The sequence below is a fragment of the Pseudonocardia sp. GCM10023141 genome (assembly GCF_042653605.1).
Genome location: NZ_JBHSIR010000050.1, coordinates 35100 through 59563 on the forward strand (window position 1 = coordinate 35100; position 24464 = coordinate 59563).

26 protein-coding genes are annotated in these 24464 nt (G+C 73.7%); 12 read left to right on the forward strand and 14 right to left on the reverse strand.

Annotation, left to right across the window (positions count from 1 at the left end):
- Nucleotides 1-10 precede the first annotated feature (10 nt).
- Nucleotides 11-487, forward strand: a complete 477-nt coding sequence (locus tag ACFPFQ_RS28490) for a DUF2771 family protein (protein ID WP_379624238.1) — start codon at nt 11-13, stop codon at nt 485-487.
- A gap of 27 nt (nt 488-514) precedes the next feature.
- On the opposite strand, the gene ACFPFQ_RS28495 is transcribed toward ACFPFQ_RS28490, so the two are convergent.
- Nucleotides 515-901 carry a cold-shock protein gene (locus ACFPFQ_RS28495; protein ID WP_379624369.1) on the reverse strand — a complete coding sequence of 129 codons (387 nt, stop codon included), beginning with the start codon at nt 899-901 and terminating at the stop codon, nt 515-517.
- Between the two features lie 200 nt (nt 902-1101).
- Complete coding sequence (locus ACFPFQ_RS28500) at nt 1102-2757, reverse strand: AMP-binding protein (protein WP_379624240.1); 1656 nt, start codon at nt 2755-2757, stop codon at nt 1102-1104.
- Between the two features lie 121 nt (nt 2758-2878).
- Here ACFPFQ_RS28500 and serS point away from each other — a divergent pair, with 121 nt between their 5' ends.
- On the forward strand, nt 2879-4147 hold the full coding sequence (gene serS, locus ACFPFQ_RS28505; RefSeq protein ID WP_379624242.1) for a serine--tRNA ligase: 1269 nt from the start codon (nt 2879-2881) through the stop codon (nt 4145-4147).
- 78 nt (nt 4148-4225) lie between these two features.
- Here serS and ACFPFQ_RS28510 read toward each other — a convergent pair whose 3' ends face one another.
- The 5 genes from ACFPFQ_RS28510 to ACFPFQ_RS28530 all read right to left on the reverse strand — a co-directional run bounded on the left by ACFPFQ_RS28510 (nt 4226) and on the right by ACFPFQ_RS28530 (nt 8814).
- A complete protein-coding gene (locus ACFPFQ_RS28510; protein ID WP_379624244.1) occupies nt 4226-5398 on the reverse strand; it encodes a S8 family peptidase in 1173 nt (390 codons plus the stop codon).
- 279 nt (nt 5399-5677) lie between these two features.
- Entirely contained in the window at nt 5678-6775 is a 1098-nt protein-coding gene (locus tag ACFPFQ_RS28515; protein ID WP_379624246.1) for a sulfate/molybdate ABC transporter ATP-binding protein, read from the reverse strand.
- Complete coding sequence (locus tag ACFPFQ_RS28520) at nt 6772-7545, reverse strand: ABC transporter permease (protein ID WP_379624371.1); 774 nt, start codon at nt 7543-7545, stop codon at nt 6772-6774. The genes ACFPFQ_RS28515 and ACFPFQ_RS28520 overlap by 4 nt, the downstream gene beginning before the upstream one ends.
- Before the next feature lie 79 nt (nt 7546-7624).
- Nucleotides 7625-8413, reverse strand: a complete 789-nt coding sequence (gene modA / locus ACFPFQ_RS28525; RefSeq protein WP_379624247.1) for a molybdate ABC transporter substrate-binding protein — start codon at nt 8411-8413, stop codon at nt 7625-7627.
- A complete protein-coding gene (locus ACFPFQ_RS28530) occupies nt 8410-8814 on the reverse strand; it encodes a TOBE domain-containing protein (RefSeq protein ID WP_379624249.1) in 405 nt (134 codons plus the stop codon). Before ACFPFQ_RS28530 ends, modA begins: the two co-directional genes overlap by 4 nt.
- Before the next feature lie 363 nt (nt 8815-9177).
- Between ACFPFQ_RS28530 and moaA the strand changes: the two genes are divergently transcribed.
- Both moaA and ACFPFQ_RS28540 read left to right on the forward strand, forming a co-directional pair.
- Nucleotides 9178-10239, forward strand: a complete 1062-nt coding sequence (gene moaA / locus ACFPFQ_RS28535; protein ID WP_379624251.1) for a GTP 3',8-cyclase MoaA — start codon at nt 9178-9180, stop codon at nt 10237-10239.
- Between the two features lie 13 nt (nt 10240-10252).
- A complete protein-coding gene (locus tag ACFPFQ_RS28540; RefSeq protein ID WP_379624253.1) occupies nt 10253-10531 on the forward strand; it encodes a MoaD/ThiS family protein in 279 nt (92 codons plus the stop codon).
- 76 nt (nt 10532-10607) lie between these two features.
- Here ACFPFQ_RS28540 and ACFPFQ_RS28545 read toward each other — a convergent pair whose 3' ends face one another.
- Nucleotides 10608-11615, reverse strand: a complete 1008-nt coding sequence (locus tag ACFPFQ_RS28545; protein ID WP_379624255.1) for a P1 family peptidase — start codon at nt 11613-11615, stop codon at nt 10608-10610.
- A 74-nt stretch (nt 11616-11689) separates the two neighbouring features.
- Between ACFPFQ_RS28545 and ACFPFQ_RS28550 the strand changes: the two genes are divergently transcribed.
- Entirely contained in the window at nt 11690-12403 is a 714-nt protein-coding gene (locus tag ACFPFQ_RS28550; RefSeq protein ID WP_379624256.1) for a 2OG-Fe(II) oxygenase, read from the forward strand.
- Nucleotides 12404-12511: 108 nt separating this feature from the next.
- On the opposite strand, the gene ACFPFQ_RS28555 is transcribed toward ACFPFQ_RS28550, so the two are convergent.
- Together ACFPFQ_RS28555 and ACFPFQ_RS28560 are read right to left on the reverse strand one after the other, a co-directional pair.
- The gene (locus ACFPFQ_RS28555) at nt 12512-13513 is read right to left on the reverse strand and encodes a pyridoxal-phosphate dependent enzyme (protein WP_379624258.1); all 1002 of its coding nucleotides are present in this window, start codon (nt 13511-13513) and stop codon (nt 12512-12514) included.
- Nucleotides 13510-14643 (reverse strand): M20/M25/M40 family metallo-hydrolase, encoded by a 1134-nt coding sequence (locus ACFPFQ_RS28560; RefSeq protein ID WP_379624260.1) that lies wholly within the window; start codon nt 14641-14643, stop codon nt 13510-13512. Before ACFPFQ_RS28560 ends, ACFPFQ_RS28555 begins: the two co-directional genes overlap by 4 nt.
- Nucleotides 14644-14681: 38 nt before the next feature.
- Here ACFPFQ_RS28560 and ACFPFQ_RS28565 point away from each other — a divergent pair, with 38 nt between their 5' ends.
- Nucleotides 14682-15611: a LysR family transcriptional regulator gene (locus ACFPFQ_RS28565; protein ID WP_379624262.1), complete on the forward strand. Its 930-nt coding sequence runs from the start codon at nt 14682-14684 to the stop codon at nt 15609-15611.
- 3 nt (nt 15612-15614) lie between these two features.
- On the opposite strand, the gene ACFPFQ_RS28570 is transcribed toward ACFPFQ_RS28565, so the two are convergent.
- Complete coding sequence (locus ACFPFQ_RS28570; protein ID WP_379624264.1) at nt 15615-16097, reverse strand: hypothetical protein; 483 nt, start codon at nt 16095-16097, stop codon at nt 15615-15617.
- Between the two features lie 112 nt (nt 16098-16209).
- Between ACFPFQ_RS28570 and ACFPFQ_RS28575 the strand changes: the two genes are divergently transcribed.
- From ACFPFQ_RS28575 to ACFPFQ_RS28585, 3 genes are read left to right on the forward strand one after another with little or no spacing between them, the layout of a single operon-like run.
- On the forward strand, nt 16210-16893 hold the full coding sequence (locus ACFPFQ_RS28575) for a response regulator transcription factor (RefSeq protein ID WP_379624266.1): 684 nt from the start codon (nt 16210-16212) through the stop codon (nt 16891-16893).
- 6 nt (nt 16894-16899) lie between these two features.
- Complete coding sequence (locus ACFPFQ_RS28580) at nt 16900-18198, forward strand: sensor histidine kinase (RefSeq protein ID WP_379624268.1); 1299 nt, start codon at nt 16900-16902, stop codon at nt 18196-18198.
- 57 nt (nt 18199-18255) lie between these two features.
- Nucleotides 18256-18744 carry a PepSY domain-containing protein gene (locus ACFPFQ_RS28585; RefSeq protein WP_379624269.1) on the forward strand — a complete coding sequence of 163 codons (489 nt, stop codon included), beginning with the start codon at nt 18256-18258 and terminating at the stop codon, nt 18742-18744.
- Between the two features lie 5 nt (nt 18745-18749).
- Here ACFPFQ_RS28585 and ACFPFQ_RS28590 read toward each other — a convergent pair whose 3' ends face one another.
- Nucleotides 18750-19904, reverse strand: coding sequence for a cytochrome P450 (locus ACFPFQ_RS28590; RefSeq protein ID WP_379624271.1), 1155 nt, complete (start codon nt 19902-19904; stop codon nt 18750-18752).
- A gap of 26 nt (nt 19905-19930) precedes the next feature.
- Here ACFPFQ_RS28590 and ACFPFQ_RS28595 point away from each other — a divergent pair, with 26 nt between their 5' ends.
- Both ACFPFQ_RS28595 and ACFPFQ_RS28600 read left to right on the forward strand, forming a co-directional pair.
- Nucleotides 19931-20584 (forward strand): alpha-ketoglutarate-dependent dioxygenase AlkB family protein, encoded by a 654-nt coding sequence (locus ACFPFQ_RS28595; protein ID WP_379624273.1) that lies wholly within the window; start codon nt 19931-19933, stop codon nt 20582-20584.
- Between the two features lie 147 nt (nt 20585-20731).
- Nucleotides 20732-21271: a CGNR zinc finger domain-containing protein gene (locus tag ACFPFQ_RS28600; protein WP_379624275.1), complete on the forward strand. Its 540-nt coding sequence runs from the start codon at nt 20732-20734 to the stop codon at nt 21269-21271.
- Here ACFPFQ_RS28600 and ACFPFQ_RS28605 read toward each other — a convergent pair.
- Nucleotides 21265-21900, reverse strand: a complete 636-nt coding sequence (locus ACFPFQ_RS28605; RefSeq protein ID WP_379624277.1) for a TetR/AcrR family transcriptional regulator — start codon at nt 21898-21900, stop codon at nt 21265-21267. The two genes, ACFPFQ_RS28600 and ACFPFQ_RS28605, sit on opposite strands and share 7 nt — an antisense overlap.
- A 73-nt stretch (nt 21901-21973) precedes the next feature.
- On the opposite strand from ACFPFQ_RS28605, the gene ACFPFQ_RS28610 reads away from it, so the two are divergent.
- Nucleotides 21974-23479 carry an FAD-dependent monooxygenase gene (locus tag ACFPFQ_RS28610; protein WP_379624279.1) on the forward strand — a complete coding sequence of 502 codons (1506 nt, stop codon included), beginning with the start codon at nt 21974-21976 and terminating at the stop codon, nt 23477-23479.
- A gap of 201 nt (nt 23480-23680) precedes the next feature.
- On the opposite strand, the gene ACFPFQ_RS28615 is transcribed toward ACFPFQ_RS28610, so the two are convergent.
- Complete coding sequence (locus tag ACFPFQ_RS28615; protein WP_379624281.1) at nt 23681-24415, reverse strand: SRPBCC family protein; 735 nt, start codon at nt 24413-24415, stop codon at nt 23681-23683.
- Nucleotides 24416-24464: the final 49 nt, after the last annotated feature.

Here is a 24464-nt window from a genome sequence, read left to right on the forward strand (position 1 = left end):
GGGTGAAGCGGTGATCCGCCGCGCACTCCCGCTGCTGGCCGCCGCGCTGTTCGTGGCGGGCTGCAGCTCCAGCGATACCCCGCCGCAGGTCACGTTCACCGCCGGCGCAGCCGACGCCGTCGCGCGTCCCACGCAGTACTGCGACATCGCTTTCAAGGACTGCACCAACGACGCCACCGCACCCGTCACGCTGGCGGTGCCGGCGGGCACCAAGCTGCAGATCGATGTGCCGGACGGCATCTCCTCGACGCCGTGGCACGTGATCTTCGGGTATCGGGACGCCACCGGCCAGCAGGTGGACGGGCGCAGCCCGGTGTTCGCACCCGGCAAGCAGACCCACTACGAGCTGGAGCTGCCCGACCCCGCCGATCGGCTGCTGACGGCGCAGGTGCAGCAGTTCGGGCCGCCACCGCAGGCCAACACGGCCACCGGCGAGCTGGAGTTCCCCATCCGGGCGAGCTGGGTGCTCACCGCCGCGGCCGTGTGAGCGGCGGCTGTATGAGCGACGGCGCGATCAGCCATCGAGATCGCGGGCGACCGCGCGCACGACCTCGGCCGCCAGCTTGGACGACTTGCGGTCGGGGTAGCGGCCCCGGCGCAGGTCGGGCTGCACCTTCGTCTCGAGCAGCCGGATCATGTCCTCGATGAGGCTGTGCAGATCCTCGGCCGGGCGGCGGGTGGACTCGACGACCGACGGGAGCGAGTCGACCAGCCGGACCGAGAGCGCCTGCGGCCCGCGGCGGCCCTCGGCCATCCCGAACTCGACCCGCTGCCCGGGCTTGAGCGCCTCCACCCCGGCCGGCAGGGCGGCCTTGCGGACGTAGACGTCCTCACCACCGTCCTGAGCGAGGAAACCGAAACCCTTGTCGGCGTCGTACCACTTGACCCTGCCGCTCGGCACCTTGCTCACCCGTTCCTCGATCGTCACTGCGTCATGCGGCGCCCCGGAGCGGAAGACCCGGTGGACCGGACGACGAACGCGCCCCGGGCGGGGCGGCCGTCGAGCCCGCCGAGCGACACCGGGACGCGTCACATCACCCTACTGTGCCGCTCCGGCCAGGCACAGCGATTCAGCCGCAGCCGCCTTCGCAGGCGGGCCCGTCAGGCGTTGCGGACCGCCGCCGCTTCGCCGAGATCGAGCAGGCCGACGCTCTTCTCCCGCATCTCGACCTTGCGCACCTTGCCCGTGACGGTCATGGGGAACTCGTCCACCACGACGACGTAGCGGGGGATCTTGTAGTGCGCGAGCTTGCCGGTGGCGAAGGCTCGCACCGACTCCGCCGTGAGCGGCTCCGCACCCTCGCGCACGGTGACCCACGCGCAGAGCTCCTCGCCGTACTTCGCGTCCGGGACGCCGATGACCTGCGCGTCGAGCACGTCGGGATGGGTGTAGAGGAACTCCTCGATCTCGCGCGGGTAGATGTTCTCGCCGCCGCGGATCACCATGTCCTTGATCCGGCCGGTGATGTTGACGTAGCCCTCGGAGTCCATGATCCCGATGTCGCCCGTGTGCATCCAGCGAGCCGCGTCGATGGCCTCGGCCGTCTTGTCCGGCTCGTTCCAGTAGCCCAGCATCACCGAGTAGCCGCGGGTGCACAGCTCGCCGGGCTCGCCGCGCGGCAGGGTGAGGCCGCTCTCGGGATCGACGACCTTGACCTCGACGTGCGGGTGCACCTGTCCGACGCTCGACACGCGCAGCTCGAGCGAGTCGTCGGCGCGGGTCTGCGTGGACACCGGTGAGGTCTCGGTCATGCCGTAGCAGATCGTCACCTCCGTCATGCCCATCCGGTCGACGACCTGCTTCATCACCTCCACCGGGCACGGTGAGCCCGCCATGATCCCGGTGCGCAGCGAGCTCAGGTCATAGTTCCCGAAGTCGGGGTCGTTGAGCTCGGCGATGAACATCGTGGGCACGCCGTAGAGCGACGTGCAGCGCTCCGAGGCGACGGCGTGCAGCGTCGCCTTCGGGTCGAACCCGGGCCCCGGGATCACCATCGTGGCGCCGTTGGTGGTGCAGCCGAGATTGCCCATGACCATGCCGAAGCAGTGGTAGAAGGGCACCGGGATGCAGACGCGGTCGGCCGGGGTGTACCCGCAGATCCGGCCGACGAAGTAGCCGTTGTTGAGGATGTTGTGGTGGCTCAGCGTCGCGCCCTTGGGGAAGCCCGTGGTGCCCGACGTGTACTGGATGTTGATCGGGTCGTCCGGGCTCAGCGCGGACTGGCGCTCGGCGAGTGCCGCGCGGTCGCCACCGACGCCCGCCGCCACGAGCTCGTCCCAGCCGGGGGTGCCGATGAGGATCACCCGGCGCAGGGCCGGGCAGTTCGGCCGCACCTGCTCGATCATCCCGGCGTAGTCGGAGGTCTTGAAGCTCACGGCGGCCACCAGCACGGCGATGCCCGCCTGGTTGAGCACGTACTCCAGCTCGTGCGTGCGGTAGGACGGGTTGATGTTGACCAGCACCACGCCGATCTTCGCGGTGGCGTACTGCACCAGCGTCCACTCGGCGAGGTTCGGTGCCCAGATGCCGACGCGATCGCCCTTGCCCAGCCCCGCGGCGACGAGCCCGAGCGCGACGGTGTCGATCTCCTCCCGCAGCTGCCCGTAGGTCCAGCGGCGGCCCGTCTGGACCTCGACGAGCGCCTCGACATCGGGCTGCGCGGCGGCCGTCCGGTCGAAGTTGTCGCCGATGGTGTCGCCGAGCAGCGGCACGTCCGAGACACCGGAGGCGTAGGAGGGAACGACGGGTGCGGACACGGGTGGGCCTTTCGTCAACGTGTGGTGCCGCCCACATCCTGCGACCGACCGCACACCGCCACCACCTCCGGATGGGGAGTCACCCGAAAACCGGCTGGCCGTGCGGCGATACCCTCGGACGATGCACGATCCTCGCATCCTGCTCGATCCCGCCACCGACGCCGTCCGCAAGCTGTCGCGCCGGGGCTTCGCCCTCGACGTCGCCTCGCTGGAGACGCTGCTGTCCGGACGCAACTCGGCGATCCAGCGCGGTGACGAGGCGCGGGCGGAGTCCAAGCGCCTGGCCACCTCGGTGAAGGGCGCGAGCCCCGACGAGCGCCCGGCTCTGGTGGAGCGCGCCCGCGAGCTCAAGGGCGTGGTCGCCGCCGCCGATGAGGAGCACAAGGCGCTCGAGGAGCAGCTGCAGGAGTTGCTGCTGGGCATCCCGAACCTGCCCAGCGACGAGCTGCCCGACGGCGCGTCCGACGCCGATGCCGAGCTGGTGCGCAGCTGGGGGGTGGTGCCGGAGTTCGGCTTCGCCCCGCTGGATCACGTCGACATCGGCGAGAAGCTGGGCATCATCGACCTGCAGCGCGCCACGAAGCTGTCGGGCCCGCGGTTCGCGGTGCTGCGCGGCCGGGGCGCGAAGCTGGAGCGGGCGCTCGCGCGCTACTTCCTCGACGTCGCCGAGCAGCACGGCTACACCGAGTTCTCGGTGCCCACGCTCGTCAACCGCGCCGCGGTCACGGGCACCGGCCAGCTGCCGAAGTTCGAGCAGGACCTGTTCAAGACCGGCGTCGACGCGCGCGAGCTGTACCTCATCCCCACCGCCGAGGTGCCGCTCACCAACCTGCACGCGAAGGAGACCCTCAACACCGAGGACCTCCCGCTGGCCTACACCGCCCACACGCAGTGCTACCGCTCGGAGGCCGGCTCCTACGGGCGCGACACCCGGGGCCTGGTGCGCGTGCACGAGTTCTCCAAGGTCGAGCTCGTGCGCATCGTCGAGCCGGAGCGCTCGCGCGAGGAGCTCGAGCTGCTGCTCACCCATGCCGAGGCCGTGCTGCAGGGGCTGGGCCTCGCCTACCGCGTGGTGAAGCTCGCCGCGGGCGACATCGGCTTCTCCTCGGAGTTCACCTACGACATCGAGGTGTGGCTGCCCGGGCAGCAGGCGTTCCGGGAGATCGCGTCGGCGTCGGACTTCGGCACGTTCCAGGCCCGCCGGGCGTCGATCCGCACCAAGAGCAAGGACGGCAGGCGCGGGTTCGCCGCCACGCTCAACAGCTCGGGGCTGCCGATCGGGCGCACGCTCGTCGCGGTGCTGGAGCAGGGGCAGCAGTCCGACGGCTCGGTGAAGATGCCGGAGGCGCTCGTGCCCTACACCGGCTTCGCGGAGATCAACCGCGAGTAGCGCTCCCCCACCCCGTCGAGAACGACGTTGCCATGATCAACGAGCCCTTTCGATCATGACAACGTCGTTCTCGACGGTTCAGAGGCCGCCGGTGTAGAGCAGCAGGTCGGGGGTGCCGCCCTCGGTGCCGCCCGCGATCACGTTGGGGGTGGCGTTGTCGATGATCCATTTCTTGACGGTGGCGGCGGGCGCGTCCCCGAACGTCTGCTTGTAGAGCGCCGCCACCCCCGCGACGAACGGCGCCGCCATCGACGTGCCCGTGTAGGACGCCGTGCCGCCGCCGGGCACGGGCGAGACGATCCCGGAGCCCGGCGCGTAGAGGTTCACGCAGCTGCCGGTGGACGAGGTGGCGGCGCGCTGGTCGTCGATCGTCGAGTTGGCCACCACCAGCACGTCCGACGCCGCCCGCGGCGCCACCTGGCAGTCGTTGGCACCGGTGTTGCCGGCCGAGCTGGCCACGAACACGCCCTTGCCGACCAGCGCCGTCACGGCCGAGACCAGCACGTCGGACGGGCCGTAGCTCCACGACATGACCGCCACCGACGGGCCGGTCGCCGTGCGCGCCACCCAGTCGATGCCCGCGAGCAGCGACGACAGCGTGCCGGAGCCTGCGCAGTCGAGCACCTTGACCGAGCGCACCTTCGCGCGCTTGGCGACGCCGTAGTCGGTGGACGCCGCGATCCCGGCGACGACGGTGCCGTGCCCGTCGCAGTCGCCCGCGATCGTGTCGACGGTGTTGGTGCCGATCGACGCGCGGTCCCCGAACTCCGGATGCGTGACGTCGACGCCGGTGTCGAGCACGTAGACGGTGACACCGGAACCCGTGGCCCGGGTGGTGAACGTGCCGTCGAGCGGCAGGTTGCGCTGGTCGATGCGGTCCAGCCCCCAGTTGGGCGGGTTGTCCTGCGTCGCCTCGGTCATGCCCGGCTGCGCCTGCGCGCGGGGTTCGAGCGGGGTGATCTTGCGGTCCTCCTCGACGCCGAGCACGCCGGGCCGCGCGCGCAGCCGGTCGACCTGGGTGCGCGTGAGCCGGGCGGCGAAGCCGGAGAAGGCCTGGTCGAAGGTGACGGTGGGCCGGGCCCCGATCTCCTGCGCGGCCGACGCGGAGTCGGCCGTGGTGCTGGTGTGCACCACGTAGGCCGACGGCACCGACGCGAGGTCGGCGGCGTCGGCTCGCCCGTTGCCCGTCAGCAGCACGACGAGCTGCAGCACTATCGCCACGGGGGCGAATCGGATCAGCAGCCGGGTCACAGGGAGCGACGCTACGTCGCTGCGGCAGGAGGGGACAGAGACACGATAGGGGTTGGTGTGACGTCTGAGCCCGATGGTGTGACAGTGGGTGGCGAAGGGTTCAGGCCACGCGAACGACCTTCAGCTCGACGAGGTCCGCGACGTAGCGACCGCCCTTGCTGGCGGGCGAGGGGTACGCGGAGGCGGCCTTCGACGATGGCGACGTGGAGTTCGGCCTGCAGCGGCTGCTGGACGGGATCGCGGTGCTGATCGCGAAGCGGGCGGCGGGTTGATCCCGCCTCAGCGCGCCCCGTGGATCTGCACCTCGGTGGCCTTCACCGAGAACCAGAGCTCGGCCCCCGGCTCGGCGGCCAGGTCGGCCACCGCGGCGGGCGTCACGTCGGCGGCGAGCCCGTCCACCCACACCGGACCGCCCGGTCGGGCCCCGGCCCGCAGCCGGACGGTGTCCCCGCGCGGTTCGATGGCCGCGAGCACCACGGGCACGACGTTGCGGGGGCTCCCGTCGGGTCGCGACGCGTAGACCGATACCGCCGACGGGGGGAAGACGGCGACCGCGGGCTCACCTTCGGCCACTCCCTCGGCGCGTCCCGCCACCACCAGCCCGTCGGCGGTGCGCAGCCCCTCGGCCACCACCACGCCCGGCACCAGGTCCAGCCCGGCGATGCGCGCGGTGAACGCGCTGCGCGGCCGCGCCAGCACCTCCCGGACCGGGCCCTCCTCGACGACCTGGCCCGCGGTCAGCACGACGACCCGGTCGGCCAGCACCAGCGCGTCGAGCGCGGAGTGGGTGACCAGCAGCGCCGTCTGCTTGCGGTCGCGCACGATCCGGCGCAGCAGCGACCGCATCGCGGGCGCGGCGTCGACGTCCAACGCGGCCAGCGGCTCGTCGAGCAGCAGCAGGCCCGGCTCGGCCGCGAGCGCGCGGGCGAGCGCCACGCGCTGCTGCTGCCCGCCCGACATCCGGTCCGGCTTGCGGTCGGCCAGCTCCGCGGTGTCGACGGCGCCCAGCAGGCTGCGCGCCGTGCTCTCGGCCTCGCGGCGTGCCACCCCGCGGGCGCGCGGCCCGAACTCGACGTTGCCCAGCGCCGTGAGGTGCGGGAACAGCAGCGCCTGCTGCGCCAGCAGGCCGACCCCGCGCTGGTGCGGGGGCACGTGCAGCCCGGCCTCGGCGTCGGTGACGCGGGTGTCACCCACGTCGACCCAGCCCTCGTCCGGGCGCAGCAGGCCGGCGAGCACGCTGAGCAGCGTCGACTTGCCCGCTCCGTTGGGACCGAGCACGGCCAGCACCTCGCCGGGCGCCGCCGTCAACCTGACGTCGAGGGTGAAGGCCGGGCGGCGCACGACGACGCGCGCGTCGACCCCGGTGCCGGAGCTCAACGCTCGCTGCCGATCTCGCGCGGGCGGGCGATCGCGATCACGGCGATGGCGACGACCACGAGCAGCAACGACAGCGCGACGGCGGCGTCCACGTCGGTCTCGCGCTCGAGGTAGACCAGCAGCGGCAGGGTGCGGGTGGTGCCCTGCAGGCTGCCGGCGAACGCGGTGGTGGCACCGAACTCACCCAGGCAGCGGGCGAACGCCAGCACCGAGCCCGAGATCAACCCCGGGAGCACCAGCGGCACCGTGACCCGGCGGAAGGCCAGCCCCGGCGACGCGCCGAGCGTGGCGGCCACCGCCTCGTACCGGCGGCCGGCGGTGCGTAACGCGCCCTCCATGCTGACCACGAGGAACGGGAGCGCCACGAACGTCTGCGCCAGCACCACCGCGGCGGTGGTGAACGGGATGGTGATGCCGAACCAGAGGTCGAGCCCTCGGCCCAGCAGCCCGGTGCGGCCGAGCAGGAACAGCAGCGCGAGGCCGCCGACCACCGGCGGCAGCACCAGCGGCAGCAGCACCACCGAGCGCAGCATCCGCAGCCCGCGCAGCCGGCCCCTGGCCAGCACGGTGGCCAGTGGCCCGCCGAGCACGATGCACAGCGCGGTGGAGATGGCGGCCGTCTCGAGCGACAGCCACAGCGCGTCGAGCGCCGAGTCGCTCACCAGCAGCGACGGGAGCCGGGGCCAGTCCGCGCGGATCACGAGCCCGAGCACGGGCAGCGCGATCAGCGCGAACGCGACCCCGGCCGGGATCCAGAGCCACCGCGGCAGCCCCACGCCGCTGACGTGGTCGTCGGTGCCCCTGGGACGCGCCTGTGTCGGCCCCGGGATCACGCGGTGTACCGGACGATCACGGGGTGCCGAACCCGACCGCCCCCAGCGTCTTCTTGCCGATGTCGCTGTTGACCAGCGTGATGAACGCGTTGGCGAGGTCGGCCTGCTTCGCGTTCTTCACGACCGCGATCGGGTAGTTCGTCTTGGCCTGGGCCGACTCGGCGAAGTCGACGCCCTGCACGGTGCCCTTCGCCGACGCGACGTCGGTGACGTAGACGAGCCCGGCATCGGCGTCACCGGAGGCGACCTTCGAGAGCACCGACTTGACGTCGCTCTCCTGGCTGACCGGCTTGAGCGTGACGCCGGTGGCCTTCTCGACCTTCTGCTCGGCGGCGCCGCACGGCACGGCCGGGGCGCAGACGACGACCTTGAGGTCGGGCTTCGCGAGGTCGGCGAAGGTGGCGATCCCCTTCGGGTTGCCCTTCACCGTGGCGATCTGCAGCACGTTCGTCGCGAAGACCTTGGGCGCGGCTGCGGTCATGCTCGCGTCGGTGACGGTCTTCATCGTGGCGTCGCTCGCGGCCGCGAACAGGTCGGCGGGTGCGCCGTTGACGATCTGCTGCGCGAGGTCGGACGAGCCTGCGAAGCTGAACGTGACCGTGACACCGGGGTTGTCGGTCTGGAACCGGTTGCCCACCTCGGTGAAGGTGTCCTTGAGCGACGCGGCGGCGAACACCGTCAGCGTCCGGGCCGCGGGAGCGGGCGTTGCCGCCGCACCGGAGGATGCGGCTGGCGTTGCGCCGCCACATCCGGCGAGCAGCAGCGCCGCACCGGCGGCGACCACGGCGAGTGCGCGGATCTTCATGGGTTCGCTCCAGGTGTTTCCACGACGACGTTCGTCGACTTGATCACGGCGACGGCCAGCACCCCGGGCTCGAGCCCCAGGTCCCGCACCGCCTCGGTGGACATCAGCGACACCACCCGGTGCGGCCCGCACTGGATCTCGACCTGCGACATCACCTTGTCGCTGACCACCGACGTCACGAGCCCGACGAGCCGGTTGCGCGCCGAGCGCTGCACGCCGGACGGATCGGGTGGGGCATGGGCGTTGTCCCGGGCGAACTCGGCCAGCGCGGCACCGTCGATGACCTTGCGGTTGGAGGCGTCCGGGCGCGCCGGCAACGTGCCTGCATCAACCCACCGGCGCACGGTGTCGTCGCTGACGCCCAGCAGGCGAGCGGCGTCGGCGATCCTGAACTGCGGCACGGCGCGGATCCTAGGTCCGTGCCTGCGCCTTTGACCAGGCGACCCACTCCTCCTCCACGACACTGTGACCTGACCTGGACGCAGCTCCCACGTGCGGTCCACGTACAGCGGGCGCGATCGCGTGACGGATATCACGATGTGCGAGGCGCAGCGGCCGCCGGCCGGCTCGACGGCGTCGACGCGTCGCACGTCCGGAGCCCTGCGGCCACCCCAGGTATCCCGCTGACCTTTCGGGGAGCCCCCGGGGGTACCGGAGGAGCACCTGCGGGCCACGGGATCACCTCGCTCCGCGGATGCGGAGTCTCACATTTCTGCAGCTACGGGGCACGCTGCGAGATCGTCAACGGCGGCTAGGCTCATGTTGTGACGGCAACCGAGCTCGGCCTTCCCGCAGTGCGGCGGGCTGCCCTCCCGGACCCCGCCCGCCCTGCCGACCCCCGCCTCATCGACACGTTCGGACGCGTCGCGACCGATCTGCGGATCTCGCTGACCGACCGCTGCAACCTGCGGTGCACCTACTGCATGCCCGCCGAGGGCCTGGACTGGATGCCCCGCGACGAGCAGCTCTCCGACGACGAGCTGATGCGGCTGATCACCATCGCCGTGCACCGGCTCGGCATCGAGGAACTGCGCTTCACCGGTGGCGAACCGCTGCTGCGCCGCGGGCTCGAGGGCCTCATCGCCGCATCGGCAGCACTGCAGCCGCGGCCCGACATCTCGCTCACCACCAACGCCGTCGGGCTGGCCCGGCGGGCCGAGTCGCTCGCTGCGGCGGGGGTGAACCGGCTCAACGTCTCGATGGACACGCTGCGCCCGGAGCGCTTCGCCACCATCACCCGCCGCGACCGCCTGCAGGACGTGCTCGACGGGCTCGCCGCGGCCCGGGCGGCAGGCCTCGACCCGATCAAGATCAATACGGTGCTGCTGCGCGGGATGAACGACGACGAGGCCGTCGACCTGCTGCGCTTCGCCGTCGAGGGCGGCTACGAGCTGCGGTTCATCGAGCAGATGCCGCTCGACGCGCAGCACGGCTGGGAACGCAAGGAGATGATCACTGCGGGCGAGATCCTGCAGTCGCTGCGCACCGGCTTCACCCTCACCCCCGACCCCACCGAGCGCGGCGGCGCCCCGGCCGAGCGCTGGCTCGTCGACGGCGGCCCGGCCGTCGTCGGCGTCATCGCTTCGGTCACGCGGCCGTTCTGCGGGGCGTGTGACCGCACGCGGCTCACCGCCGACGGCCAGGTCCGCTCGTGCCTGTTCGCGCGCACCGAGACCGACCTGCGCTCGCTGCTGCGCGGCGGCGCCACCGATCACGAGATCGCCGAGACCTGGCGCACCGCGATGTGGGGCAAGCTCGCCGGCCACGGCATCGACGACCCCGGATTCCTGCAACCCGACCGCCCGATGAGCGCGATCGGCGGCTGAGGAGGATGTGTTCGTGAGCACCCCCGCCACCACTGCCACCGCGCTGGTCACCGTGCGGTACTTCGCGGCGGCCCGGGCCGCGGCGGGCGTCGACACCGAACCGCTGGGCGTCCCGGGCGGCGGGAGCGTCGCCGATCTGCTGGAGTCGCTGCGCGCACGCCACGGCGCGGAGTTCGCCCGGGTCCTGGAGCGCTGCAGCTTCCTGCTCGACGAGGTGGCCGTGCGCGATCGCACCATCCCACTGCCCGACGGCGCCACCCTCGACGTCCTCCCGCCCTTCGCGGGCGGCTGACCGCTGACGCACACCCTCAGGGGGTGACGCACACCGTTGACCGTGTGCGTGAGCCCCGCACGGTGTGCGTGAGGCGTCAGTGGCCGGCCAGCACGTCGCGGTAGCTGCGCCAGGTGCCCGCCGGGGTGGCCACGGTGGTGGCCGCCAGCATGCCGCGCGCGATGGCGCGGGCCACGACGTCGGCCGCGGCGGCCTGCAGCAGCATCAGCTCGAGCGGGTCGGGCGCGGGGCGGTCTGCCGTGGAGAGCGCGAACACCGCGTCGCCGTCGAAGATCGTGTGGACGGGCGCGAGCGCGCGGGCCAGCCCGTCGTGGCCCATCGTGGCCAGCCGGGACGCGCCCGCCTTGTCCAGCGTGATGTCGGTGGCCACCAGCGCGAGCGTGGTGGCGGTGCCGAGCCGGGGCGGCTTGCGCCCGGCGAGCTCGCGCAGCTGCGCCAGCGCGGCCGGCGTGACGTCGACGGGCGGGAACTCGCCGGGCAGACCGAGCCGGGCGCCCAGCAGCGCACCGGTCGTCAGGTCCACCGCCGAGCCCGCGGCGTTGACGACCGCGAGCGCCGCCACCGTCGCCCCGCTCTCCAGCACGACGCTCGCCGTGCCGATGCCGCCCTTGAGCCCGCCCGCCTGCGCGCCGCGACCGGCCCCGACCACACCCTCCTCGATCGGGCCTGCGGCGGCGGCGTCGAACGCGGCCGCGCCCGTCCCGGCGTGGGGGCGAGCGGTGAAGTCGCCGCCGCGCCCGAGGTCGAACACGACCGCCGCGGGGACGATCGGCACGACGCCACCCGGCACCGGGACACCGATCCCCACCGCCTCCAACCGCGCCATCACCCCGTCCGCAGCGGCCAGCCCGTAGGCGCTCCCCCCGCTGAAGACGACCGCGTGCACGCGTTGCGCGTAGTTCTGCGGGTCGAGCAGGTCGGTCTCCCGGGTGCCCGGCGCCGCCCCGCGGACGTCGACACCGCCGACCGCGCCGTCCGGTGGCGCGAGCACCACGGTGGTGCCGGTCTGCCCCCTGCCGAGTGCGGCATGGCCCACCCGCAGGCCGGGTACGTCGGTGAGGGCGTTGTGGGGTCCGGCGCGCATGCCCCCCATCCTGCCCCCACGCCGTGTCCGATTCCGGCCAGCATCGCGCTCCCCACAGGACGAGTCTGGAGGCCATGAGCACGCTGGAGAGCGCACCCGCGCTGGACGCACTGGACTGGCCCGCGATCGCCGACCGCCTCGACACCGACGGCGTGGCCAGTACCCCACCCCTGCTCTCGCCGGACCAGTGCGCCGAGACGATCGCGATGTTCGACGACGACGCGCGCTTCCGCAGCACGGTGGTGATGGCGCGCCACGCGTTCGGCGAGGGCAGCTACCGCTACTTCGCCGACCCGCTCCCACCGCTGGTCCAGACGCTGCGCGAGCAGCTGTACCCACCGCTGGCACGGATCGCGAACGGGTGGGCCGCCCGGCTGGGCGAGCGCGAGTTCCCCGCCGATCTCGACACGCTGCTGGCCGAGTGCGCCACCGCCGGGCAGCACCGGCCCACGCCGCTCGTGCTGCGCTACGTGCCCGGCGGCTACAACTGCCTGCACCAGGACGTCTACGGTGACCTGACGTTCCCGCTGCAGTTCCTCGTCATGCTCAGCACACCCGACGTCGACTTCACCGGCGGCGAGAGCGTGTTCGTGGAGCAGCGACCGCGCCAGCAGTCCCGCCCGATGGTGCTGCGGCCGGGACTGGGCGAGGCCGTGATCTTCCCGGTGCACCACCGGCCGAAGGCGGGCACGCGCGGCGACCACCGGGTGCAGCTGCGGCACGGGGTGAGCCAGGTGCACACGGGTAGCCGTCACGTGCTCGGGGTGATCTTCCACAACGCGCGGTGAGGGGCCCCACCCCGTTGCAGGAAAGCCACTTTGCAGCAACGTCGTTGCGGGAAAGTGGCTTTCCTGCAACCGGTCACCGCGGGGGCGGCCCCGGGTGGACCCGAGCTCTCACCCCGCCAGCGCGTCGGCGTACCCGTCGGGGTCGGAGGCACCCTCCGTCGAGACGCAGACGACGCTCCCGGCCCGCTGTCGCGCGGGCAACCGGCGCAGCGCCGCCACCGTCGCCGCCCCGCAGTCCCCCGCCACGATCCCCAGGGCGGCGAGCTCCCGCATCACCTGCCGGGCCTCGGCGTCGGTCACCGCGACGGCCCCGGTGAGGCCGTGCCGCAGCGTCGGCCAGGCCGTTGCGGACGGGGTGGCGCAGTCCATCCCCGCCATCCGGGTGCCGGGCGTGGGCACGGTGGTGATCGCCCCGGCCGCCAGCGACGCGGCCACGCACGCCGCCATCGCCGGTTCGACCGCGATCACCGCAGCGCCCGGGTGCTGCTGCACCGCCCATCGCACGGCCGCCGCCGTGAACGACCCGACGCCCGCCGGCACGAGCACCAGCCCGACCGGCGCGGCGAGCTGCTCGTCGATCTCGGCGAACAGCGTGGAGTAGCCGTCGATCACCCACTCCGGCGGCCCGCCCGACGGCACGGCAGCCGTGTCGGCCACCAGGGCCGCACCCGGCTCACCGGCCTCCCGTTCGGCGTGCGCGACGGCGGCGTCGTAGTCGCCGTCGACGCGCACGACCTCGGCGCCCTCGCCCGCGATCAGCCGTGCCCGGCCCGCGCTCGCCGCAGCGGGCAGGTAGATCCGGCTCGCCAGCCCGCGCAGTGCTGCCACCCGCGCGACGGCCCGGCCGTGGTTGCCCGCGCTGGCCGCCACCAGCACGCGGGTGCCGGGCCGCTCCCGCACCGTCCGTTCCACCGCCCAGGACGCTCCGAGGATCTTGAAGGCCGGCAGCCCGAACCGGTCGGACTCGTCCTTGAGCCACACGTTCTCGTCGAGCTGCCGCAGCGGTGTGGGCGCGTAGCCGGGCAGGGCGGCGTGGAACTCCCGCACGCCTCCGGTCGCAGCGGCGGGGACGAGTTCCGGGCGGCGGTGGCTGTTGCCGACAACGGTCATCGGCAGAAGCGTGCCGCAGTCGCGGTGAGCACGCGAGCGCACGCCACCGTGCCCGCCACGCTCACCCACTCGACCTCGGCATGCGCACCGTCGCCGTCGGGGCCGAACAGGACGGTCGGGATCCCGGCGGCCGCGATGAAGGCCGAGTCGGCCCAGTAGCTCACCCCGGCGACCTCGGCCGGTCGCCCGAGCACGTCCTGCACGGCCGCCGACACCTCGGCGACGATCGGCTGGTCGGCCCCGGTCTCGAACGGCTCCCGCGCGAGCGTGACGCGGCTCGTGGCACGCAGTCCCGGCACGCCCGCGACGCAGCGGGCCAGCAGTTCGGTGACGTCGCGCTCGACGTCGGCCACGGTCTCGCCGGGCAGCGTGCGGCGCTCGAACGTCAGCACGCAGCGGTCGGGCACCGTCGACTCCTCGCGCCCGCCCGCGATCAGCGACGCGTGCAGCGTGCCCGGCCCGAGCAGCCGGTGCTCCACCTCCTGCAGCCGGACGCCGAGCTGCTCCAGCGCCATCAGGATCGGCCCGGTACCGGTGATGGCGTCGACGCCCAGGTGCGGCCGGGAGCCGTGCGCGGCGCGTCCGGTCACCTCGATCTCCACCCACACGAAGCCCTTGTGCGCGACGGCGACGGTCAGCTCGGTCGGCTCGGTGACGATCGCGGCGTCGGCCCGGACGTGGCGCAGCACGTCCTGCACGCCCACGCTCGAGTGCTCCTCGTCGGCAACGGCCGCGACGAGCACCTCGCCCGCGAGCCCCGCCCGGTGCGCCTCCTGGCAGGCGATCAGCGCGGCGGCGAGCCCCGCCTTCATGTCGTAGGCACCGCGCCCGTAGAGCCGGTCTCCCTCGATGAGCGGCGTCAGCGGCGCGGCCATCCCGCCGACGCCGACGGTGTCCAGGTGCCCGCAGAGCAGCAGGGTCCGCCCGCCACCGGTCCCCCCGGATCCGACGATGACGCTGGGGCGGCCGGGCACCTCCTCGACGACCTTCGCGGTGAGGCCCACACCGGTGGCCCAACTCGCCACGAAAGCGGCGATCCCCGATTCACCCGCGGCCCCGGGCACCAGTGCGGGGTTCACGGAGTCGATGGCCACGAGCTGCGCCAGCAGGTCCACCACGTCGCTGTCCATGCCCCGATCGTCGACACCTGCGCGGTTAAGGACAACGCATGGACGCTTCCCATCCGATAAGCGACGCTTACCTCGTGCACCTCGATCCCCGCCTGCTCGCCACCCTGGAGGCCGTCGCGCGGTCCGGGTCGTTCGCCGCGGCCGCCGCCGAGCTGGGATACAGCTCGCCTGCGGTGTCGCAGCAGGTGGCCGAGCTGGAGCGGCGCACCGGCCTGCGCGTGCTCGACCGCCGCCCGGTGCGCGTCACCGACGCCGGCCGCGTGCTGCTCGACGCCGAGCTCGCGCTGCGGTCGGTGCTGGCCACCGCCACCGTCGAGCTGGACGCGGTGCGCGGCGGCTCGGTGGGCGAACTGCGGCTGGGCGCGTTCGCCTCCGCCGCCGCCTGCCTCGTGCCGCCCGCGATCGCGCGGCTGCGCCGGACCCACGAGGGCGTCCGGATCCACCTGCGGCAGGCCGAGACCGACGCGTGCCACCTGGCGCTGGCCCGCGGCGACCTCGATCTGGCGGTCACCTTCGACTACGCCTTCGACCCGGTCGCGCCCGCACCCGCCGTGACGCGCAGCCGCATCTCGCGCGACCCGATCGTCGCCGTGCTGCCCGGCGACCACCCGCTGCGGTCGCGGTCGGCCGTCGACCTGGCCGACCTCGCCGACGAGACGTGGGTGGCCGCCCCGCAGGCCGGTGTCCGGCTCGACCACCTGCAGCGGCTCGCGGGCCGTCACGGCTTCACCCACCGCCTGCAGTTCGAGGGCGACGACGTCCACACCGTGCTCGGGCTCGTCGCGGCCGGGCTGTGCGTGACCCTGCTGCCGATGCTGGCGCTGCGCCACAGCGCCGCCGATGTGATCACGCGACCGCTGGCAGGCCCGCCGCTGGAGCGTGAGGTGTACGTCTCGCGGCTGCGCGCCCGGCGTACCCCACCGGTGGTGTTGGCGCTGGAGGAGCACCTGCGGGCCGCCGCCGGGTGAGGTTCATCCGTCGGCGCGGACGTCGGCGACGGCGTGCCCGTCGCGGCACGACAGGCGCAGCTCCACCCTCGTGTCGCCGGACTCGAAGCGGACCCGCCCGGCGTCCTCTCCCGGCTCGTCGTGCACCCGGAAGCCCTGTGCCGGGTTCGCCGACACGACCTCGACGGTCCCTGCCGAGCACCGGGCGAGGACCGTGCCGCCCCGGCTCGGGAGCACGTCCGGCGGGGCCACCGGCGGGGCGGGCGTCGGGGGCGACACCGCCGTCGGGAGCGCCGGCGCGGGGGTGGGTTGCGTGATCGGGGCCGCGAGCAGCCGGTCCACCTCGGCCGCGTCCAGCGGTCGCTGGCCGGGCCCGATGATCCCCACCCCGATCGCGGACACCGCCAACAGCCCGATCGCGGTCGCGACGACGACGGCCGCGAGCCAGGCCAGCGCGGCCGTGGCGGCGCGGCGCCTGCCCGGCGGCACCCGGAGGGGAGTAGGCACGTCGACAGCATGCCCGGCAGGCGACCCGATCGCCCTAAGACAGTCCTAACGCAGCCCCACGGTGCGGGTGGCAGGGATGTCACGGGGGCGCTCCCTGTCCTACCGTTCGCGCGTGGCCCAGGTGCTCCTCGTCGAGGACGATCCGACGATCCGGACCGCGCTGCTGCGCGGGCTCGGGGAACGCGGCCACGCCGTCGCCTCCGCTCCCACCGCGCTGGCCGGGCTCGAGCACGCGGTGACCCACCGGCCCGACATCGTGGTGCTCGACCTGGGCCTACCCGACCTCGACGGCACCACGATGCTGCGGATGCTGCGCGGCACGAGCCAGGTCCCGGTCATCGTCGCGACCGCCCGCGACGACGAGCGCGAGATCGTGGCCGTCCTCGACGCCGGCGCCGACGACTACCTCGTCAAACCGTTCAGCGCCGCCCAGCTCGATGCCCGCATCCGCGCGGTGCTGCGCCGCGGGACGGGCACCGCGGCGGACACCGAGGTCGTCGTGGGTGGGCTGCGGGTCGACCCGCGGTCGCGGCGGGCCAGCCTCGACGGCACCGAGCTCGACCTCACCCCGCGCGAGTTCGACCTGCTGCACCACCTCGCGGCCCGCGCCGACGAGGTCGTGAGCAAGCGGGAGCTGCTCACCGAGGTCTGGCAGCTGCCCTACGGCGGTGCCGACAAGACCGTCGACGTGCACCTGTCCTGGCTGCGCCGCAAGCTCGGCGAGACCGCGGCGCAGCCCCGCTACCTGCACGCGGTGCGCGGGGTCGGCGTGCGCATCTCGGCGCCGGGGAGCTGAGGCGCCGTGCGTCGACGGGTGCTGGTGCTGGTCGCGGCGACGACGTCGCTCGTCCTCGTGGCGTTCCTCGTCCCGCTCGCCCTGCTGCTGCGCACGGTGGCCGCGGACCGCGCGGTGCAGGGCGCGAGCGTGGAGGCGCAGGCGTTGAGCTCGCTGGTCGCCACCACCGACCGGGCCGGGCTCGCGCTGGCCGTCGCACAGGTCGACGCCAACTCCGCCGCCGACATCTCGGTGTTCCTGCGCGACGGGTCCGTGCTCGGCGCCCCGGCCGCGCGCACCCCGCTCGTCGAGCTGGCCGCCCGGGGTTCCAGCGCGTCCGGCGACGTCGACGGCGGCCGCGAGATCGTCTTCGCGGTCCGGGGAGCCGTCAACGGCGGCGTGATCCGCGCCTTCGTCCCCGCGGCCACCCTCACCGCGGGGGTGGCCGGGGCCTGGCTGCTGCTGGGCGCGCTCGGGATCGGGCTGCTCCTGATCAGCCTGCTGGTGGCCGACCGGCTCGCGCGTTCGCTGGTGCGATCGACCGCGGAGCTGGCGTCGGTCTCGCACCGGCTCGCGGCGGGCGACATCGACGCTCGCGCCGCCCCGGACGGCCCCGGCGAGCTCGCCGTCGTCGCCGGGGCGCTCAACGGGCTGGCCGGGCGGATCAGCGACCTGCTGCGCGAGGAGCGCGAGACCGTCGCCGATCTCGCCCACAGCGTCCGCACGCCCCTGACCGCGCTGCGCCTGGACGCGGAGGCGCTGACCGATCCCGCCGACGCCCTCCGGATCGGCACGGGCGTCGACGGCGTCCAGCGCGCCGTCAGCCACGCGATCGAGCAGGCCCGCCGCCGCGGCAGCGACCGCGCCGCCACCGATGCGGCGGGATGCGATGCCACGGCCGCGGTGCGGGAACGGATCGCCTTCTGGGCGGTGCTCGCCGAGGACACCGGCCGCACCACCACGGTCGACGTGCCGGGCGGGCCGGTGCCCGTCGCGCTGAGCCGGTCCGACCTGGACGCCGCTGTGGACGCCCTGCTGGGCAACGTCTTCGCCCACACCCCGGACGGCACGGCGCTCGCGCTGCGGCTCACCCCCTCGGCAGGCGGAGGTGCCGACCTGGCGATCTCCGACGCCGGCCCGGGGCTGCCCGCGGGCGTCGCGGTGCTGCAGCGGGGTGCGAGCAACGCCGGATCGACCGGCCTCGGGCTCGACATCGCCCGCCGGGCCGCCGAGCGCAGCGGGGGCGAGCTGCGCATGGGACGCTCCGCGCTCGGCGGGCTGGAGGTCGTGCTGCAGCTCGGCCCGACGGTCGGGCGCGGGGCATAGGGGCGCGTTAGGAGTCGCGCAGCGCGTCGCTAGCCGGATCGGCGCGACGGTGTGCCCATGACCACACCACGCACCCGCATCGCCACCACCGCCGCCGCTGTCGCCGTCACGCTGCTCGCACTCGGCGGCACCGCACTGGCGCTGGGCAACACCGTCCCCACGCCCACGGCACCCGCTGTCGCCACCCCGGCGGTCCCAGTGCCCGTCGCCCCGACGGTGCCCGCCCCGACCGTCACTGGGCCGACCGTCTTTGGGCCGACCCTCACCACACCTGCTCCGCCCGCTGTCGCCGGCGCCGAGGACGCCACCACCGCGGCACTGCGCGCCACCGGTGGCGGCCGGATCGTGTCGGTCGAGCGGGAGTTCGAGCACGGCCGGGCCGAGTGGAAGGTCGTGATCGACCGCGACGGGGTGCGCCGCGAGGTGCGGGTCGACGCGGCTACCGCGACCGTCACACGCACCGATGACGACGGGGGCAGCGATGCGAGCCGCAGCGGCGGGTCGTCGGGCCGCGGCGGTCACGACGACGGCCCGAACCACCGCTGAGACCGTCAGTGCCAGCGGGCGTGCAGCGCCTGCGGCTTGCGGAAGACCAACCCGGTCGGCGCGCTCGGCCGGGCCGCGTCCAGCGCCAGCCCGGGCAGCTCCGCCAGCAGCGTCCGGACACCCAGCCGCGTCTCGAGCCGGGCCAGGTCCATCCCCGGGCAGACGTGCGGGCCCTGCGCGAACGCGAGGTGCTGGCGCAGGTTGGGGCGGTGCAGGTCGAATGCGTCGGGACCGGGGAACGTGACAGGGTCGCGGTTGGCCCCGGCGAGCGAGACCGTGACGGGGTCGCCGCGGCGGATCGAGGCCCCGGCCAGCTCGACGTCGCGCGTGGCGTAGCGGTCCACGACGGCGGCCGCGGGTTCGAGGCGCAGCGATTCCTCGACGGCCGAGGCCAGCAGTCCGATATCCGCGAGCACCGCGGCGAGCTGTTCGGGAGACTCGAGCAGGTGGCGCAGCAGGTTGAGGATCATGCCCTCGGTGGTCTCGATGCCGCCGAACAGCAACACGGCTGCGTTGGACACCGTCTCGTCGCGCTGCAGGCCACCTGCCACCGCGTCGGCGAGCAGCGAGTCGTGGCCGTCGATGCCGCCCAGCACGTGCTCGGTCAGCGTCGCGAACGCGGCGACGGCCTCCGGGGGCACCACGGCACCTGCCGTCACGTCCGACACGGCCGTGACGAACGTGGTGTACCAGCCAAGGACCGTGGCCGGGTCGATGTCGGCCAGGCCCAACGTCGCGGCCACCACGCGCACCGCGAGCGGGCCGGCGAAGGCGGTGCGCAACTCGGCCCGACCGGCCGCGCGGAACCCGGTGACGAGCTCCTGCGCGTGCTCGACGATGCCGGCGGTGAACCGGTCGGCCACCCGCGCCGGGCGGAACGGCGCCACGAACGGCCTGCGCACCCGGCTGTGCGCCGCCCCGTCGAGCGACAACATGCTCGACCCGATCACCTGCGCGGTCGAGAACCGCGGGTCGTCGACGGTGAACGTGGCCGGCTCGCGCAGCACCGTGACGGCCTCGGCGCGGCTGGTGACCAGCCAGCAGCCCAGCTCCGGCAGCCACGAGACCGGCTCGGCGGCGCGCAGCCGGGCGAGCGCAGGATGGGGGTCGGCGGTGAGCTCGGCACGGGTCACCGCGGCCCCGATCGGGAACGTCTGCACCCGATCACGCTAACCGGAGGTGGGTCGTGGAGCTGATCCCGCGGGAGCGGCGCGTGCTCGCCCCCGGCGCGGTGCACGTGCCGGACTGGCTCGACCTCGAACGGCAGCGCGAGCTCGTCAGGGCCTGCCGGGCGTGGGCGGTCGAGGGCCCCGGCATCCGCGCGACGGTCCTGCCCAACGGCGGCGTCATGTCGGTGAAGAGCTTCGGTCTGGGCTGGCACTGGCTGCCCTACCGCTACTCCCGCACCCGCGACGACCAGGACGGTTCCCCCGTCACGGCGTTCCCGGAATGGCTCGGTGACCTCGGCCGCGAGGCGGTGGCCACGGCCTACGACGACGCCGAGCGGGCCGCGTCCTACCGGCCCGACATCGCGCTGGTCAACTACTACGACGCGGCCGCGAAGATGGGCCTGCACCAGGACAAGGACGAGAAGGTGCTCGACCCGGTGGTGTCGCTGTCGATCGGGGCGCCGTGCCTGTTCCGCCTCGGCGGCACCGCGAACCGCGGCAAGCCGTGGGCCGACGTGGAGCTGCGTTCAGGTGACCTGGTGGTGTTCGGTGACGAGAGCCGGCTGGCCTATCACGGGGTGCCGAAGCTGCTGCCCGCGCTCGACGTGCCCGACACCGGGCTCACGAGCGGGCGGCTCAACATCACGTTGCGGGTCTCCGGCCTGGCGTAGGCCACCACGGCCCCGGCCAGCCGGACCCGGTTGAGCCCGCAGTGGCAGGTCTCGTAGAGCAGCACCCCCTCGCTGGTCCAGTGGTGTGAGACGACCTCGTAGACGTGATCGGTGTCGGCCATGCCCTCACCATGATGTAATGGCATTGTGCATCTCAACCCTTACGGACGTGACGCCGTCGAGCTGGCGGTCGAGCTCGTGAACGCACCACCGCTCACCGCGCGCGAGCTGGCCGAGCGCTGCGTCGCGGCCGGCGTGGCCCTGGAGCAGCCGGCGGCCCCCGCCGATCTCGACGCCACCCGGGAGTTCCTGACGCGGTGGACCGCGGTGGTCGACGAGCCGGACCCGCACGCCCGCGCGGCCCTGCTCAACACCCTGCTCGCCGCCGCCACCGCACATCCGCGCGTCACCGACCACGACGGCAGCTGGCACCTGCACTACCGCGATGACGACCTGCCGCTCGCGTCCGTGCTGCGGGCGCTCGTCGCGACCGGCACGGCGCTGCACCTCGTGGGCCGGGGCATGGACCGGCTGGGCCGGTGCGCCCTGCCTGACTGCGACCGCTGCTACGCCGACACCTCGCGCGGGGGCAAGCAGCGCTACTGCTCACCGCGCTGCGCCAACCTGGACGGCGTGCGCCGCCACCGTGCCCGCGCGACGGTCGGGGCCCGCGGAGCCGGTCAGTAGCCGCTGCTCGCCGCGCCCGCGCCGAGCAGCCCGAACGCGTCGGCGGCCGCCGCCACGGCCTCGCGGTGGGCCGCCGCCGCAGTGCTACCGGCCGCGAGAACGGCCCAGTTGGCGCGGGCGAGCACTCGCCACACCGCGAGGACCTGCGCTGCCAGCAGGCGCGGCCGCAACGTCGACGCGTCGACGGACACGGCACGGGCGAGCGCCTCGGCCAGTGCCGCGGTGCCGCGGGCGTCGATCTCGGCGAGCCGGGCGGTGAGACCCGGCGTCTCGAAGACCAGCCGGTGGAAGGCCAGCACCTCGGGGTCGTCGCACAGGCCGGTGACGGGGTCGTGGGCGTCGAGGCCCGCCCGGAAGTGGCGTAGCAACGCGGCGAGCGGGGTCTCACCCGCAGCCCGCTCGCGCACGACCCGCGCCGGCTCGTCCAGATGGTCGGCGAACCGGTGGACGACGAGATCCTCCTTCGTCGGGAAGTAGCGGAAGAGCGTCGGCTTCGACACCTCGACCGCCGCCGCGACGTCGGCCGTGGACACGGCGTCGAAGCCGCGGGCCAGGAACATCGCGATCGCCGCGTCGGCGATCGACTGCCGCGTGCGCTCCTTCTTCCGCTCACGCAGGCCGGGTTCCATGACCGCAGCATAGCAACTAAGACAATTTTGTGACTCAGTTGTATTTGATACTCGGTTGTGGTTCTGTGCTGACATGACACCAGTGCTGATCGTGGGCTCCGGCCCCACCGGATTGACGCTCGCCATCGACCTCGCGCGCCGCGGTGTCGCGGTGCGGATCATCGAGAAGAGCCCCGCGTTCCCGCGCTCCTCGCGCGCCAAGGGCCCCAACCAGCGCAGCCTCGAGGTGCTCGCCGACCTCGGCGTCGCCGATGCGGTGCTGGCACTCGGCGAGTCCGACCTGATCATGCGGAAGTACCGCGACGGCGTCGCGATCGCCGACACCGACCCGTTCGCGGGCAACGCGCCCACCCCGGACGTGCCGTACGACCGCACCTGCTGGATCGCCCAGTGGCAGCTCGAGCAGGTGCTGCGGGACCGGCTCGCGGAGTACGGCGTGCAGGTGGAGCTCGGCGCCGAGCTCACCACGTTCGCGCAGGACAGTGCCGGAGTCACGGCCCAGCTCGCCGACGGCCGCACCATCGCGGCGTCCTACCTGGTCGGCTGCGACGGGGCGCACAGCCCGGTGCGCAAGCTGCTGGGGCTGGCCTTCGACGGCCACGTCGAGCCCGAGCAGGTGATGGTCTGTGGCGACGTGGACGTGGACGTCGACGGCCTCGACCGCGGCATCTGGCACCAGTGGTTCGACACCGACGGCGCCGTGCTGCTCTGCCCGATCCCCGGCACGGAACGGTCGTGGTGGTTCCAGGCCGGGCCCGAGCGCACCGCGGACGGCACGATGGTCGAGCCGTCGCTCGCGTCCTTCCAGCGGCTCTTCGCGCGGCATGCGCGGCGGCCGGCGAGCGCGTTGACCACCGCCACGCTGCTCTCGACCTACCGGGTGAACGTCCGCATGGTCGAGCACTACCGCGCCGGCCGGGTCTTCCTCGCGGGCGATGCGGCACACGTGCACCCGATCGCGGGCGGGCTGGGCATGAACTCCGGCATCCAGGACGCCTTCAACCTCGGCTGGAAGCTCGGGATGGTCGCCACCCGCGCGGCCGGACCCGCGCTGCTCGACACGTACGAGGAGGAGCGGTTGCCCGTGGCGGCGGCCACGCTGGAGATCACCTCGGACCGGCTCCGAGCCGCCCTGGAGGCGATCAAGGAGCCGGGCGGCGGACTCGACGTCGTGATCACCAAGGACACCAGCAACCTGGGCGTCGGCTACCGGTGGAGCTCGCTGGCGGGCGACTCCGCCGCGGGGCCGCTGCAGGCAGGCGACCGGGCGCCCGACGCGCCGTGTCACGCCGGTGACGGCGCCCCGGTTCGGCTGTTCGAGCTGTTCGCGGGCCCGCACTTCACGCTGCTCGGGTTCGGCGAGGGCTGCCGCGCGGCCGTCGAGGCGCTCGACGGCGGCCCGGTGCGGGCCTACGGGGTGGACGCGGGGCCGGGCAGCCTCGTGGACACCGGCGGCCACGCGCGCCGCGCCTACGGCGTCACCGGGGATGCGCTGGTGCTGGTCCGGCCCGACAACCACCTGGCGACGGTGGCGGTGAGCCCCGAGCAGATCCGGGCCTACCTCGGCGGGCTGGGCTGATCGACTTCACGGCCCTCGGCCGCCACAGGCGCCGCAGACGACGGCGCCAACCAGTTGGCCACGGCGCCGATGTCGGGACGTCGGCGCGGTGGCTACGGGGTTGGCGCGGTGGGCGCGCGGGGCAGCCCAGCGCCGGACGCGTTGCAGGAAGGCCATCCTGCGGCAAGGTGGCCTTCCTGCAACGGGCCGAGATCGGGCGGCTCAGCCCTTCCGGCTGCGCCGCACCAGCAGCACGATCAGCAGGAGCAGGAGCCCGCCCACCACCGGCGCCAGCCGCTTGAGGACCGGTGCACCCGCGGTGTCGAGCAGGTCGATGGCATCGATCTCGCTGCGCATCGGGGTCATCGGCGTCGCCGGCTTGGCCGCCGTCGTGGGTGCCGGTGCCGTGGTGACCGCGCCGCCGCCGGCCGCACCGTTGGTGCTGCCGCTCGAGGACCCGGTGGCCACGGGGGCCGTGCGCGGCTCCTCGGCCGGGGCCGAGCCCTCCGCCTGCGGCGCGAGCTTGTCGGCCACGCACGCCGCGAACTGGCCGATGATCTTGTCGGCGACATCGGAGATGACGCCGCGGCCGAACTGCGCGGGCCGGCCGGTGATCGTCATGTCGGTGACCATCGTGACGCTGGTCTTGTCCGGGCCGTCGGCGACGAGCGTGCCGGTGACCGTGGCGTTGGCGGTGCCGTTGCCACGGGAGTCGCGGCCGCTGGCCTCGATCACCACCTTGTGGCCTGCCTGGTCACGGGTGGTGTAGGTGCCCTTGCCCTTGTAGGTCAGCGAGATGGGACCGAGCTTGACCTTGACGGTGCCCTCGAAGCTGTCGCCCTCGTACGCGGTGAGGGTGGCCCCCGGGAAGCAGGGTGCCACCGTCTCCGGCGTGTTCAACGCCTGCCACGCCTTCTCGATCGGCGCTGCGATCGTGAACGTGTTCTCCAACTGCATGGGGTCTCCTCACCAGTGCGGACGCCTGCCCCGGTGCTCCGGGGGCAGG